This is a genomic window from Flectobacillus roseus (assembly GCF_030056595.1).
Taxonomy (GTDB): Bacteria; Bacteroidota; Bacteroidia; order Cytophagales; family Spirosomataceae; genus Flectobacillus; species Flectobacillus roseus.
Genome location: NZ_JASHIF010000009.1, coordinates 25,519 through 40,482 on the forward strand (window position 1 = coordinate 25,519; position 14,964 = coordinate 40,482).

Consider the following 14,964-nt stretch of genomic DNA (forward strand, 5'->3'; position numbering starts at 1 on the left):
CTACCATCGCATTAATTTTTGACAAAATGACTACTAAAAACAGCCAAGAACTTTTCGACAAAGCTAAAAACTACATCCCTGGCGGTGTAAACTCACCTGTAAGAGCTTTTAGAGCCGTTGGAGGAAATCCTCTTTTCATCAAATCGGCTAAAGGTGCCTACCTTTACGATGAAGATGGAAACGCATTTATCGAACTTATCAACTCATGGGGGCCTATGATTTTGGGTCATGCCAATGAGCTAGTCGAAAAAGCCGTTGCCGATGCTATTCAGTTAGGTTTTTCTTATGGTGCCCCTACGCGTCGTGAAGTAGAAATGGCAGAACTCATTACTTCGATTGTGCCTTCTGTTGAGAAAGTACGTATGGTAAACTCTGGCACAGAGGCTACGATGTCGGCTATTCGTGTGGCACGTGGTTATACGGGTCGTGACAAAATCATCAAATTTGAAGGATGTTATCACGGTCATGGTGATTCATTTTTGATAGCAGCAGGTTCTGGTGCCATCACATTCGGACATCCAGATAGTCCAGGCGTTACTAAAGGTGTGGCCAAAGATACGCTAACAGCTCCATATAATGATTTAACTGCAGTACAAACGCTAGTTGATGCTAATAAAGATCAGATTGCTTGTATTATCCTTGAACCCGTAGTTGGTAATATGGGTTTGGTAAAACCAGCAGAAGGCTTCTTAGAAGGACTTCGCCAAATTTGCGATAAGGAAGGTATTGTCTTAATCTTTGATGAGGTAATGACTGGTTTCCGTTTGGCAAAAGGAGGTTTTCAAGAACGTTGTGGCGTAACACCAGATATGACAACCATGGGCAAAATCATCGGTGGTGGTATGCCTGTAGGTGCTTACGGGGGTAAAAAAGAAATTATGGATTGCGTTTCTCCTGCGGGTCCAGTATATCAAGCAGGTACACTTTCAGGAAACCCAATTGCTATGGCAGCGGGTCAAGCTATGTTGACTTACTTGAACGAGCATCCAGAAGTATACGAGCGAATCGAAACGGTTGGTAATACTTTAACCTCTGGTATTCGTGCCAATATGCAAAAACTTGGATTGAATTATACCCTCAACCACGTTGGCTCTATGTTTACTTTATTCTTTACGGAGAAGCCTGTAAACAATTTTGAAGATGCAAAATCATCAGATACTGCACTATTCGGTAAATTCTTTAATGCTATGTTGAAAAGAGGTATTTATATGGCTCCTTCACAATATGAAGCTATGTTTATCTCGACTGCGCTTACTGATGAACACGTTGCTCAAATCTTGGATGCGAGTTATGAGAGCTTTAAAGAGATTTCAGCATAGTTTAGCGCCAAATATCATTTTCCATCAAAGGTCAGCAATTTGCTGACCTTTTTTAAAACCTCTCCGTTCCATATGAAATCTTATCTTCTTTCTACTTTCGTCATTTTTCTCCTTTTTTCTTGTGGAAGTTCCGAAGCAGACAAACTTCGAGAAGAAAATCGTGCTTTGAAAGAGCAATTGCGTATTGCCCAAAATGGTGGTGATTCGCATAAGTATATCCTCAAACTTCGTTTGAAACAATCGCATTTATCATTAAGCATCAAAAAACATATAAAAGATGCTATGAATGCGGTAGATTTTGAGATTCCTGTAGACAAGGAGTTTTATGATAGTGTAGAAGAAGGACAAGAAATCATTGATAATTTCAGATTTGGATCAATGGTATTATATGGAAGCTTCGGGGATTGGGAAATGAAAGTGAAGAAAAAATATGTAAAATGATTAGTTTTGTGGTCTGAAGAATGAGTGTCTCCCATTAGAAGAGGTCTGATGCAATGGCACTTTCTTGTTTTCAACACAAAAAATTAAACAATAGCTGTTATTTCAACACAGCGCTTTTTCCATGCGAAATTATTCCATTATTATTCCTGTATACAACCGCCCCGACGAATTGGATGAATTGTTGGCTTGTTTAGTAAAACAAACATACAAAATCTTCGAAGTGGTAGTTGTAGAGGATGGCTCGGCCATAAAAGCCGATAAAATTGTTGAAAAATATCATTCTGAGCTGGAAATAAAATATATCCAACAACAAAATACTGGTCAAGGATTTGCTCGTAATACAGGTTTTAAGCACGCTACTGGCGATTATTTCATTATTCTTGACTCTGACGCGCTAATAGAACCAAACTATCTGGAAATCGTAGAAAAACAGCTCAATAGCAATTTCCTAGACCTTTATGGCGGGCCAGACCGCGACCACCCCAACTTCACTCCTATTCAAAAAGCCATTTCTTATTCTATGACTTCCCTTTTTACTACAGGAGGAATTAGAGGGAGCAAGAAAAATCTTGGAGGTACATTTCATCCTAGAAGCTTTAATATGGGTATGTCGAAGGAGGTATATCGCAAAACCCAAGGGTTCATTATTACTCGTATGGGCGAAGATATTGAATTTTCGATTCGTGCTATAAGCCTCGGTTTTAAGTCTGGACTTATTCCTGAAGCTTTTATCTATCATAAACGAAGAACTAGTTTTATACAGTTTTACAAACAGTTGAGATTTTTTGGAAAAGCAAGAATCAATATCAGTCGCTTTTTTCCAAAAGAACTCAAATTGGTACACACCTTTCCAATGGTATTTACACTTGGCTTGTTTAGTATTCCTTTATGGTGGTTGGTGTTCAAACCATTTTTCTATCTGGCTATCGGTATTTTTGCCCTATATACCTTACTCAATTTTATTGATTCAACACTCAAGAATAAGAGTATTCAAGTAGGTTTACTCAGTGTAATTGCCGTATATGTGCAATTGGTGGGCTACGGCATAGGTTTTATCACTGAAGGTTGGAAAAAACTGTTTGAAGAAAAAGGATATAAACAATTAGGAGACAACATCGAATATCCATCCTGATTGAAGTGATGAGTTTTGAGTGTAGAGTTTTGAAAAATTTAGTGAGTGAGTGATTGTCGATTGAGTGATTATTTTTAAAATTTGTATTCTAGCAGTAGAGACGCAATGATTGCGTCGTAAGCCGAGTTATATCTAGAATGGTAGTATCAAAAAAAGCGGTCAAAAATCAATTTTTGACCGCTTTTTTTGATTTTAAGAAAGAGACTTGTAAAAATAATCACTCATTCACAACTCACCCATTCACTAAATATATATTAGTAATACTTTTGATCTGCTAAATAATTCTTCACATAATCTGTTACGCCTTCTTCTAAAGTATGGAAAGGTTTTTCGTAACCAATCGACTTTAATTTTGACATATTTGCTTCAGTGAAATATTGGTATTTATCACGAATATCTTCTGGAGTATCAATAAATGAGATATTGGGCTCAAGATTCAAGGCATAAAAAGTATTTTTTACCAAATCCAAGAAAGTTCTTGCCTTTCCAGAACCTAAGTTATAGATACCTGAGTTGCGACGGTGGTGCATCAAAAACAAACAAACTTCTACCACATCCTTTACATACACAAAGTCACGCATCTGCTCACCATCCTGAAAATCAGGGTTATGAGAGCGGAATAACTTCATCGCGCCAGTTTTCTGGATTTGGTTGAATGTATGCCAAATCACAGATGCCATACGACCTTTGTGGAATTCGTTTGGTCCGTAAACGTTGAAGAACTTCAACCCAGCCCAGAAGAAAGGCTTTTCTTGCTGCTGCAATGCCCAAATATCGAAGTCATTTTTTGAATCACCATAAGGATTCAAAGGCTTCAATTGAGGAATCAAAGACTCATTATCATCATAGCCATGCTCGCCCAAACCATAAGTAGCAGCCGAAGAAGCATACACCAAAGGAATTTGGTAGTCATGACATTTTTTCCAAATCTTCTTTGAGTAATTCAAATTCAATTTGTTGAAAATATCTACATTGAATTCTGTCGTATCTGTACGAGCACCAATGTGGAAACAGAATTCAACCTCTTGATAGTTTGCATCCAACCACTCAAAAAAGTGTTCGCGGTCTACACGCTCTTGAATCTTTTTTCCTTCAAGATTTTTATTCTTTTGCTCATCGGAAAAATCGTCAACAGCAATGATATAGTTAAAATTGTCCTCATTCAAGCGTTGAATAAGGCAACTTCCAATAAACCCAGCGGCACCTGTAACAATAATCATACAATAGAAACTAAAATTGAGTGGTTCTGGAATGTGTTATTTATGAAAAACTAATGATTCTCTTTATAATCGAGAAAAATCCACTCGGAAGATATGTTCAATCATGTTGGATAATAAATAATTCCGAAAGGTAGTAACTCGACTACGTGGTTCTATTACGAACCTGTCTATTTATTAAATCTATATTGTCAAAATACAATAAGCAGATAAGGAGCAAAGTTGTTTTGTAGGAATATCGGGATTTTTAATTCTATGACAAAAGCCATTTATTATAAGAAATCAAAACAGACTTAAAATCGCACTATTCCTAGAAAAATTAAGCAAAAGTACCTAAAGCTTTGCGAAAAACCAATACACTTAACTTTGAAAAAATATAAACTTTTCAAGATAACACTTATAGGGTAATAAGAGGGGTTAGAGTAATAGGCTGATTAACAGAAATATCACATCTAAAAATAATGAAATAAATTGAACAAATTAAAGACTTTCGTAAAATGATTGTTTTCAGCTTTCTTTTTTGTGAAACTAAAAGCCATTAACTTTGTGTTCTTAATCCACAGATTGGTTTTGCTACGTTTTCCCAACTCCAATCACGGCGATTTTGCTGGTCATCACTCGTAGTTTTGTGCTTGGGGCGTTTGCTTTGTCATTATTGTCTGTTATTGGTCATTTTTACTTATAAACTGATAACAGATATACCACTAGTATAACATCTGAGATTTTCGCAAAACGAATAAATTAACTGAAAACAAATGGTTTACGTAGTTCGTAAAGAACACTTCAATGCCGCTCACAGGCTGTATAATCCTAACTGGACAGAGGAAAAGAATCGTGAGGTATTTGGTCCATGTGCAAATGTCAACTGGCACGGACATAATTTTGAGCTTATCGTTACTGTAAAAGGTATTCCAGACCCTGACACAGGTTTCGTGATTGATATGAAAGTGATGAGCCAAATTATCAAAGATGAAATCATCGAACGTGTTGACCACAAAAATCTAAATCTCGATGTAGATTTTATGCAAGGTAAGATGGCAAGTTGTGAAATATTTGCCATGGAAATTTGGAAAATTTTAGCTCCAAAGCTCAATGAACAAATTCCACATGGACAGCTACACTGCATCGAACTCATCGAAACGCCTAAAAACTCAGTGAAGTATTACGGCGAATAATTGTACTGTGTGAAGCTTTGGGCTGGTATTCTTGGCTCCTCAAGCAGCCTGAAGCTCTCAGCCTAAAGCCCACAACATGAAATATTATATCATTGCTGGCGAACGCTCAGGCGATTTGCATGGCTCTAATCTCATCAAAGCCATCCTTCAAAAGGATGCCAACGCCCAAATTCGTGCTTGGGGCGGCGATATGATGCAGGAAGCAGGTGCTACGCTTGTAAAACACTACAAGGACATTGCCTTTATGGGCTTTGCCGAAGTCATCAAAAATCTCCCTACAATTCTTGGACTTTTATCGTTTTGCAAAAAAGATATTCAAGCCTATCAGCCTGATGTGGTGATTCTTATCGACTATGCGGGATTCAATATGCGTGTGGCGAAGTTTGTCAAGTCTATTGGTATCAAAACATTCTATTATATTTCGCCAAAAGTTTGGGCTTGGAATCAATCACGTGCACTCAATATCAAGAAATTTGTTGACCGCATGTTTGTGATTTTTCCTTTCGAAAAAGACTTTTTTAAGAAATATGATTACGAGGTAGATTATGTCGGAAACCCACTGTTTGATGCTATTGCAGACTTTCAGCCGAAACCTAATTTCAGAAAAGAAGCCCGTGTTGGTCAAAAACCCATTATTGCGCTTTTACCTGGCTCGCGTCACCAAGAGGTAGCCAAAATTCTCCCTATGATGGTGGCACAGGCGTATAACTTCCCCGATTACCAGTTTGTAATCGCAGGAGTTTCTAATCTTCCCAAAGAATTATACGCACGCTGGCAGTCTATTTTTCCGATTAAAGTGGTGTATGATGACGCCTACAATTTGCTCTCAGTAGCTGATGCTGCTTTAGTGACTTCAGGAACTGCCACGTTAGAAACTGCTTTACTGAATATTCCACAGGTGGTTTGTTACAAAACCAGTGGTATTTCTTTTGCCATTGCCAAAATGGTTATCAAAGTGCCTTATATCTCTTTGGTAAATTTGGTAGCTCAGAAAAAAATTGTTCCAGAATTAATTCAAAATGATTTGAATAATACCACTGTTCAGGAAGAACTAAACAAAATATTAACGCCAGAAGGACGCCAAGCACAACTAGAAGGATATGCCGAAGTGAAAGCTTTATTAGGCGACAAAGGCGCGTCTGCTAAAGCTGGTAGTTTGATGGTTGACTATCTTTTGAAATAGTTAGAGCTTATGTGCATGAGTGATTGAGTCATTCTAAAAATTATTACTCAATCACTCATGCACTCAATTAGAGATATTTTCCTTCCAAATAATTCTTAATCCAAGATTTCTGGATACCTTGTATTTGACTAAAGTAAGTTGCAATTTCTTTGAAATCAGCTTCAACGTTATCGGTCGGATAGAAAGGTTCTCTCACAAAGACAGTCTTTCTTGGATAATCGAATCCAACCAGCACAATTGGAATATTAGCTCCTTTTGCGACATAATAAAATCCAGATTTTAATTTTTCAACATTTTTACGAGTCCCTTCTGGTGCCAGCGCTATGTGTAATTCAGTAGTTTTATTGAATACCTGAATAACCGCTTCCACCAAGTTATTATTCCTAGACCTATCAACGGGAGTTCCTCCTAAAGCTTTAAACAGCCAGCCAAATGGAGGTTTAAAAAGCTCCTCTTTTCCTAAATATCCAATCTTTTTACCGATAACAGCCCTTGCACCAAGCCCCACAGGAAAATCCACCCAGCTTGCATGTGGCACAACCGCCACAATACTTTTTTTAAGTGATGCGGGGATTTGTCCTTCCAATTTCCAACCCGCCAACTTAAATAGCATTATAAATATTTTATTTAGCATAATTTTAAGTGAATTAATATTTCAAGTGAAAATAATTAAAATCTTCAGCGGAAACAATTTCACTGGAAAAATTACATAATTCAGTAATAATGAATGTAAAAAGGCACAAAGTATCTGTCTAAATACGATTCAAACAAACACTTTGTGCCTTTGTGCCTTATCCCCTATGTTTACTTACTAATATCAATCAACATAAAAGGATGAGGTGTAAAGCAAAGTATGAATATCCCCAAAGAAATCCATCCTAAAACTTTACGCTTGGTATCGAGTGGCGAATCCTCCTCTACATCTGGATGATAGATTCCTAAAAATCTTCCGAGTAAAAAAGCAAATGGGAAAAATCCTGAGAAACCCTGAAAATCCTTAACCACAGGCGTTGCACTCATTACCAATTGAACAACTACCATACTCAAACTGATTACCCAAGGAGTTAGTGGATTCGGAGATATTCGGGAAAGACAGGTTTTCAAGAAAAAGATATAAATACCCAACCACAGGAAAAAATCTAAGTCGGAGCTATAGGCGCTTCCTTCAAAGCCAATTGACTTAATTTCGTCAATCGTATACATTCCAATGCCTGCATAAAACAAAAATCCTACAAAGATGATCGGCGCAATGGCATTAAATTTCTTTTTGCCAATAAGACCATACAAAATATGTCCACCGTCTAGTTGTCCAATTGGGAATAAATTTAGCGCAGTAAAAAACAAAGATAGATAACCAGCCCAAAGCAGTGGATAATGCGATAACTCAAAATTAGGTGGTAATAAAGCAGAATCCGCTACATAGTTTTTGAAAAAAAGCATCAGTAAATTGTCTCCTAAGGTCATTTGCCCATTGAGCAAATTGGCATTTTTGGACATTTCATGAGCATAATTAGCCCCATATTTAATATACTCAGGATGAATTTTGTAGATATACTCAAGTGCTGGCAAATGTGTAAATCCATACCACAGCACACCAAAACCAACCACAAAACCTGCCAATGGTCCTGCAATACCAATGTCGAAATATTGTTTACGAGTACGTGTTCTGTCAAGAATACGAATCACTGCGCCAAGCGTTCCGATACTCATAGCCAATGCACTTAGCCACATTGGAATATAATATGGGAGTGTCGTTCGGATTTTATAATACCTTGCCATAAAAAAATGACCAAATTCATGACAGGTCAAGATTGCTAAAAAAGGAATCGAAAACTCAAATCCTTGCCAAAAATCTCGTGGAAATTTGAGTATATCCTTTTCAGGTAAAAAGAAGAAAAAGCGCCCTGTCATTGCCTCCGCTCCTGCCAATGTTGTAGTTATAACTGTCACTACAAACAGCACCAACTGAATCGCTAAAGTTTTATTCTTCATTTGCAAACATATCTAAAATCGTAAATTCATTGGGAATAATCTGTTTTACTTGGATACCAACTTTCGCAGCTCCTTCCAAGTTAGGCAACATATCGTCGAGGAATAATGTTTCGGCGGGATTCAAACCTGCTTCCTTCAAAACAGCTTCATAAATATCGGTGTGAGGTTTGGCTTTGCCCATCTCATACGAAAGAAACAATTTGGTAAATATATCCTCAAGACGTTTTTCGCCAGTACAACGCTCCAAAATTTTATTTACTTCGATAATATGAATATTGCTAGTATTAGACAAAACATAGGTATTATACTTCTGTCCTAATTGTTTAATCAAGGCTATTCTCTTAGGATCAATATCTAATAACAGTGCATTAAAAGCACGATCGATTTCCTCATCAGAGGCTGTGATATTCAGTTCTTGACGTAACAAATCTCTAAATTCAGCATCTGAATAATGTCCTTTTTCGTAGTTAGCCCAAATTTGTTTTTCCTTCAATAATCTCTCTCCGTCCTCCCAAGAAAAATCCTTTGATAGCTTTGCTAACTCTTTATAAGTTTCGTTCAGATTGATATCGATTACGACATTTCCTAAATCAAAAATGATGTTTTTCATAAAATAAATAAACGGTTGATTCGAAGTTTTGTAGACAAAAAAATAAGAGGTAAACGCTGTAATTTCATCGTTTTACCTCTTATTAATATGCTTATTTTAGTTGCATTTTTACTTACTGATTATTCTGTTACCACGCCCATCGCTGAGAACTTCTCAATTCTTTGGTCGATTCTCTCTTCTGGTGTCAGTTGAGATAGCTCTTTGTAGGTTTCAAGAATTACGTTTTTCACAGTTTGAGTTGCTTGCTCAAAATCTAAGTGAGCACCGCCTAGTGGTTCTGGAATGATACCGTCTACCAACTTGTTGCCTTTCATATCTTCGGCTGTTAATTTCAATGCTTCTGCTGCTTGCTCTTTGAAATTCCATGTTCTCCAAAGGATGGTAGAACAGTTTTCTGGAGAAATTACTGAATACCAAGCATTTTCAAGCATCAAAACTCTGTCACCAATCGCAATACCTAGCGCACCACCTGAAGCACCTTCACCGATGATAATACAGATAACTGGTACTTTCAACATGAACATATCGCGAATGTTGCGTGCAATTGCTTCACCTTGTCCACGCTCCTCTGCTTCAAGACCTGGGAAAGCCCCTGGAGTGTCAATCAAAGTAACGATTGGCTTATTGAATTTTTCAGCCATTTTCATCAAACGCAACGCTTTGCGGTATCCTTCTGGGTTTGGCATACCAAAGTTACGAAGCTGACGTTGCTTGGTATTACGACCTTTTTGTTGACCAATAATCATAAAAGTTTCGTCACCAATTCTACCAAAACCACCCACCATTGCTTTATCATCTGCTACGGTACGATCACCAAATAACTCGATAAATTCATCACACATGTGCTCGATGTAGTCGAGTGTATATGGACGTTCTGGGTGACGAGACAGCTGAACTCTTTGCCAGCGTGTCAAGTTTGAGAAAGTTTCTTTTTTGAGTTCTTCAATGCTAGCTTCCAATTGAGCCGCAGCTGTCGATACATCTACATTATTATCAATCGCCAATTTTTTCATTTCTGCCAATTTGGCTTCTAATTCGGCTATCGGTTTTTCAAAATCCAAGAGAGTTCGCATTTTGTTGTTGAATTTATCGCATACCCAAGTTTTGCTTGAGCATAGATTAAGTAATAACAATCCTTACGTTAGGAAGATTTTTAGCCCTCAAAGTTAGTCAAAAAGACCTTTCGCAACACGAAATAATCATATTTTTCAAGTGACCAATCTAACTCAAACTACATTAATACCTCATAATGAAGCAGTTACCTGTCTAATTATGAAATGTATTTTTCTGATTTGATTTTATTTTTTCAATAAATCTCTTGGGCAATTTAGGATAATTTCATGAAACAACCGCTTTTTTCTCTAGTTTTTATACAATTCTAAAATGATATGAATCCACGCTTTTTCCTCAAAGCTCGTTTTTTTGTACTCTTAGCGTTATTCGTCTAAGACCCTATTAAAAAAGTTCTATTTTTTAGAGAAAATACGCTACTTATGTTATTTTTGGCATACTATCCCAGTAAATACATAAAACCCTTCAAACATGTCAATTTTAATCTTAGTATTAAGTATTCTATTACTTCTAATCCTCATAACCTTCGGAAAACTCAATGCCTTTCTTTCTCTAATTTTCTCAGCAATTTTAGTGGGTATTGCCAAACAGATGCCCCTTGCAGATATTTTGGCATCCATCCAAAAAGGAATAGGTAGCACGCTTGGGTCGCTCATTCTGATTCTTGGACTTGGCGTAATGCTAGGGAGCTTACTCTCAGAAAGTGGCGCAGCACAGCGAATCAGTCAAGTTCTTATTCAGTATTTTGGGGCATCGAGAGTAAAACTAGCCGTATTAATTACTGGATTTGTAGTGGGTATTGCCATGTTTTATAATGCAGGCTTCGTGATATTGATACCCATGGTTTTCTCAGTGGCTCTCAATACTGGTCAGCCGATGATTTATGTGGGTATCGCCATGGCTTCGGCCTTGTCGGTAACGCATGGATTTTTACCTCCTCACCCTGGTCCTACAACCATTGCGGTGTTATTTAAAGCAGACATTGGTAAAACTTTGATTTATGGACTTACTGTGGCAATTCCAACCTTAATTGTTGCGGGCTTGGTTTTTCCAGAATTTATCAAAAATATCTCTTCTAATCCTCCAAAAGGTCTATTCGAAACCAAACAATTCAAAGAGGAAGAAATGCCTGGTTTTGGTTTAAGTATCCTAACAGCCTTAATTCCTGTAGTGCTTATGGGCATGGCTACAGCGAGTGAGTTAACGATGGACACTAACTCTGCGCTACATCACTATTTAAAGTTCTTGGGTGACCCAAGTATTTCGATGCTGATAGCAGTAACATTTGCGTTGATATTCTTGGGTATTCGTCGTGGAAAAACAATGGAGTATTTAATGGAAAAAACAGGAGGTGCTATTAGTTCTGCATCAATGATTATTATGATTATTGCAGCAGGTGGCGCATTCAAACAGGTATTAACTGATAGTGGCATCGGAACAGATATAGCAAAAGCTTTTCAAGATTCTACCTTATCCCCATTGGTATTGGGCTGGTTAATCGCCACCATTATCCGAATAGCATTGGGTTCAGCCACAATAGCTGGTTTGACTGCAGCAGGTATTATTCAACCTTTGATGGCTACCACCCATGTAAACCCTGAATTAATGGTATTATCAATTGGAGCAGGTAGCTTGATGTGCTCACATGTAAACGATACAGGTTTCTGGATGTTCAAAGAATATTTCGGCCTGACTATCAAGGATACCTTCAAAACATGGTCGGTGATGGAAACTATTGTAGGTGTAATGGGTTTAATGGGTGTTTTAGTTCTTAATTCGATTGTCTAGTAAAAAATCTAACCTTAAAAAGCTGTGGTAATCTGTCTGTAGACTTTTATTACAGCTTTTTTCTGATTACTGGATAAAACGAGAAAGCCTGATTCAGGTGTATCGACTTTTTCACGCATTTTTAAAAAACAGTTTTAAACTGTTAAAAAAATGAGTCCAAGACTAAGTCTTGAACTAGTAACTTCAAATTTGTGCAGTAATCAGTTATCCTACACAAAAATTGATTAAAACACTTGCAAATATGGAATATAGTCTATATATTTTATATAGAAATAAAACCTCTATTTGTATGATTCCTCAACAAAACCTTGACTTATGGAACCGCATTCAACAGTTTGAACTGGATGTTCCAAATGTATCTTTTCCCTTTTCGAAAAGACTAGCTAGAGAAAATGGTTGGACACACCAATATTCTTTAAAAGTGATTCAAGAATATAAGAAATTTATCTTTCTCTGTTGTATTAGTCCCACTCCTATTACCCCATCCGATGAAGTTGACCAAGCTTGGCATTTACACCTGACCTATACACAATCCTATTGGATAGATTTCTGTCAAAATACGCTACAAAAACACATACACCATAATCCTACCGAAGGTGGCAATAAAGAAGCCCATAAGTTTGATGACTACTACAGTAAAAGCCTAAAATTTTATCAAGAAATCTTCGACACCCTTCCTCCTCAAAATATCTGGCGACCACACCAAGAACGATTTGGAAAACAACAATTCCAACGATTAGATACCAATAACTACTGGTTGATTCAAAAAAACACCTTCTTCAATTCGATAAAACCTGTCCTTATTTCATTCTTCATAGTTGGTTGTTTGTTCTTATTTGTTCGTGCATCCGGTTCTGGTATCTTTTGGGTAATTTCGGGTATCATAGGAATACTAGTAGCTATTGTTTTAGCCTCACAACAAGGCTCAAACACAAATCATGATGAAAGAGCGAAAGTAGACTCAGGATGTGGAGCTACTTTTTTTTCTGATGGTGGCGACGCTGGACATGCAGGTGATGGTGGACATAGTGGTGACGGTGGTGGGCACGGGTGCAGTGGCTGTGGTAGCGGATGTAGTGGTTGTAGTGGTGGATGCAGCGGATGCGGTAGTTAGCCTCTATATTTTTTATTAACCATCTGAAATCTGAAAAATCATCCTCAATTTAGCGAGTAGGGATTGAGTGGATGAGTGATTATTTTTAATAAAATTTTACAATTAGAGATATAACTCTTTGCGTCTAAAGAGATATTATTTGAAATATAGTATCAAAAAAGGCGTTCGAAGTTAGTTTTTCGAACGCCTTTTTTGATATAAAACTATGCTATAGTTAAGTTAGTACGCAAAATAAAGTTTAAGATTGTGCTTTAAGCTTTCAGGTATCGGCTTTCGGCGGTGGGCTATGGGAAAAATGCATGTCCAAGGTCGTTAAAAACATTTTAACACTCTTTGCCTTGTGCCTGTTGCCTTGTCCCTAAAGCACAAAACCTATAATTCGTATGATTGTCCCTTCTCTGGCATTTCGACATTGGCGTAGCCTTTTCCTTCAAGAAGCTCTTTGAAAATAACCATACTTTCTTCCTCACCGTGAACCAAGAATACTTTCTTTACACGCTCTGGTTTATGTTTACTTACAAATTTCAACAAGTCATTTTGGTCGCCATGTCCACTAAACACGTCGATTTTCTCGACTGTTGCCAATACAGGCAATTCCACGTCTTTGATACGAAGTGTTTTTTGTCCGTGCATCAACTTCCAGCCTAGAGTACCTTCAGAAGCAAAACCAACTAATAAAATGGTACAATACACATTATTGATATTGGCAGCAATATGCTGTTCAACACGCCCACCAGACACCATACCAGAAGCAGAGATAATAATACAAGGCTCGGTATAATTCGAGATAGCTCTACTCGCTTTTTCAGATTGAATATACTGCAAGTTTTCAAAGTCAAACAAACCGTCGTTTTCTTCATAAAACTCCTGTGCTGCTTTATTCAACTGGCGTACGTTTTTCTGGTAAATTTTCGTACTAGCATACGCCAAAGGTGAATCACTAAATACCTTAATAGGCTTGAATCCACGTTCGGTATAAAGCTTATTGAGGGTATACAGCAAAGCTTGCGTACGACCTACAGAAAAGGCTGGAATAATCAAACGGCCTGGCAAATCGATACAAGCTCGTTGAATAACCTTGGCCAGTGCATCCTCAGGAATTACCTTATCCTCATGCAAACGTGCGCCATAGGTGGTCTCACAAACTACATAATCTGTTTGTGGCAACTCCTTTGCGGGATCAACCAAAAGAGGATAATTTTCTCTTCCGATATCTCCTGAGAAGCAAATACTTTTCTTTTCACCTTTGTCAAATGCTTCGACTATAACGTGGGCTGCACCCAAAAGGTGCCCAGCAGGAACAAAAGTTACCCACACACCATCTTTTACCTTAAATCGACGATTAAATTGAAGAGTAACAAAATTACTCATCGTATCCTCGACATCCTTCTGTAGATAAAGGTCACCCTTTACCATCAAGCGGTCCATTTTTTTCTTTTTCTTCTTGCTATCTCCTTCCGCTTGCTTCAGTTTTTTGTAGTTCAAACTCGCTGCATCATACAAAAGAATCTCCGCTAATTCGGCCGTAGGAGGCGTACATAGCACTTGTCCTTCATAACCTTCACGGTATAACATGGGTATGTTACCCGAATGGTCGATATGTGCGTGAGTTAACAGAACCAAATTGACCTGAGCAGCTTCGAAGGGGAAGAAAGGTTGATATCCAGTAACGGGTTGCGTAAAATCTAATTCACGCTCCATGTCCGTACCACAATCAATCAGAATCTTGTAATCGTCTTCGAGTTCAAGCAGGTACATACTACCTGTTACTTGTCTCGAAGCACCCCAAAATGTTAATTTCATTGGTCTATATTTCTGTCTTCGTATATCAAATCAATTTTGAGATATAACAAAATGACTTTTTCCTTATTGGGCAAATACTTTTTTATCCCCTGCACAAATACATTTTAATTTTGCCAAAA

The 14,964-nt window shown here is 37.6% G+C and carries 13 protein-coding genes; 7 read left to right on the forward strand and 6 right to left on the reverse strand.

Translation table 11 applies throughout. The features are described from left to right. The first annotated feature begins 26 nt into the window (after positions 1 to 26). From hemL to QM524_RS11025, 3 genes are all read left to right on the forward strand, one after another. Positions 27 to 1,319, forward strand: coding sequence for a glutamate-1-semialdehyde 2,1-aminomutase (gene hemL / locus QM524_RS11015; protein WP_283344621.1), 1,293 nt, complete (start codon positions 27 to 29; stop codon positions 1,317 to 1,319). Positions 1,320 to 1,391: 72 nt separating this feature from the next. Next, positions 1,392 to 1,760, forward strand: a complete 369-nt coding sequence (locus tag QM524_RS11020) for a hypothetical protein (protein WP_283344622.1) — start codon at positions 1,392 to 1,394, stop codon at positions 1,758 to 1,760. Positions 1,761 to 1,881: 121 nt separating this feature from the next. After that, positions 1,882 to 2,892, forward strand: a complete 1,011-nt coding sequence (locus tag QM524_RS11025; RefSeq protein WP_283344623.1) for a glycosyltransferase — start codon at positions 1,882 to 1,884, stop codon at positions 2,890 to 2,892. 254 nt (positions 2,893 to 3,146) lie between these two features. Here QM524_RS11025 and rfaD read toward each other — a convergent pair whose 3' ends face one another. Continuing rightward, positions 3,147 to 4,112 (reverse strand): ADP-glyceromanno-heptose 6-epimerase, encoded by a 966-nt coding sequence (rfaD, locus tag QM524_RS11030; protein WP_283344624.1) that lies wholly within the window; start codon positions 4,110 to 4,112, stop codon positions 3,147 to 3,149. A 752-nt stretch (positions 4,113 to 4,864) separates the two neighbouring features. Between rfaD and QM524_RS11035 the strand changes: the two genes are divergently transcribed. Both QM524_RS11035 and lpxB read left to right on the forward strand, forming a co-directional pair. Beyond that, positions 4,865 to 5,284: a 6-pyruvoyl trahydropterin synthase family protein gene (locus QM524_RS11035; protein ID WP_095162818.1), complete on the forward strand. Its 420-nt coding sequence runs from the start codon at positions 4,865 to 4,867 to the stop codon at positions 5,282 to 5,284. Between the two features lie 76 nt (positions 5,285 to 5,360). Beyond that, complete coding sequence (gene lpxB, locus QM524_RS11040; protein ID WP_283344625.1) at positions 5,361 to 6,467, forward strand: lipid-A-disaccharide synthase; 1,107 nt, start codon at positions 5,361 to 5,363, stop codon at positions 6,465 to 6,467. Between the two features lie 67 nt (positions 6,468 to 6,534). Here lpxB and QM524_RS11045 read toward each other — a convergent pair whose 3' ends face one another. The 4 genes from QM524_RS11045 to QM524_RS11060 form a co-directional block, all read right to left on the reverse strand. After that, positions 6,535 to 7,101 (reverse strand): 1-acyl-sn-glycerol-3-phosphate acyltransferase, encoded by a 567-nt coding sequence (locus QM524_RS11045; RefSeq protein ID WP_283344626.1) that lies wholly within the window; start codon positions 7,099 to 7,101, stop codon positions 6,535 to 6,537. A gap of 170 nt (positions 7,102 to 7,271) precedes the next feature. Continuing rightward, positions 7,272 to 8,459, reverse strand: a complete 1,188-nt coding sequence (locus QM524_RS11050; RefSeq protein ID WP_283344627.1) for a site-2 protease family protein — start codon at positions 8,457 to 8,459, stop codon at positions 7,272 to 7,274. Continuing rightward, complete coding sequence (locus tag QM524_RS11055; RefSeq protein ID WP_283344628.1) at positions 8,449 to 9,069, reverse strand: HAD family hydrolase; 621 nt, start codon at positions 9,067 to 9,069, stop codon at positions 8,449 to 8,451. Before QM524_RS11055 ends, QM524_RS11050 begins: the two co-directional genes overlap by 11 nt. Positions 9,070 to 9,188: 119 nt before the next feature. Continuing rightward, positions 9,189 to 10,142, reverse strand: coding sequence for an acetyl-CoA carboxylase carboxyltransferase subunit alpha (locus QM524_RS11060; protein WP_095162808.1), 954 nt, complete (start codon positions 10,140 to 10,142; stop codon positions 9,189 to 9,191). Between the two features lie 469 nt (positions 10,143 to 10,611). Here QM524_RS11060 and QM524_RS11065 point away from each other — a divergent pair, with 469 nt between their 5' ends. Together QM524_RS11065 and QM524_RS11070 are read left to right on the forward strand one after the other, a co-directional pair. Then, positions 10,612 to 11,928, forward strand: coding sequence for a gluconate:H+ symporter (locus QM524_RS11065; protein WP_283344629.1), 1,317 nt, complete (start codon positions 10,612 to 10,614; stop codon positions 11,926 to 11,928). 289 nt (positions 11,929 to 12,217) lie between these two features. Further along, positions 12,218 to 13,042, forward strand: coding sequence for a glycine-rich domain-containing protein (locus QM524_RS11070; protein ID WP_283344630.1), 825 nt, complete (start codon positions 12,218 to 12,220; stop codon positions 13,040 to 13,042). Positions 13,043 to 13,414: 372 nt separating this feature from the next. Here the strand turns inward: QM524_RS11070 and QM524_RS11075 are convergent, their stop codons facing one another. After that, the gene (locus QM524_RS11075) at positions 13,415 to 14,845 is read right to left on the reverse strand and encodes an MBL fold metallo-hydrolase RNA specificity domain-containing protein (RefSeq protein ID WP_283344631.1); all 1,431 of its coding nucleotides are present in this window, start codon (positions 14,843 to 14,845) and stop codon (positions 13,415 to 13,417) included. Positions 14,846 to 14,964: the final 119 nt, after the last annotated feature.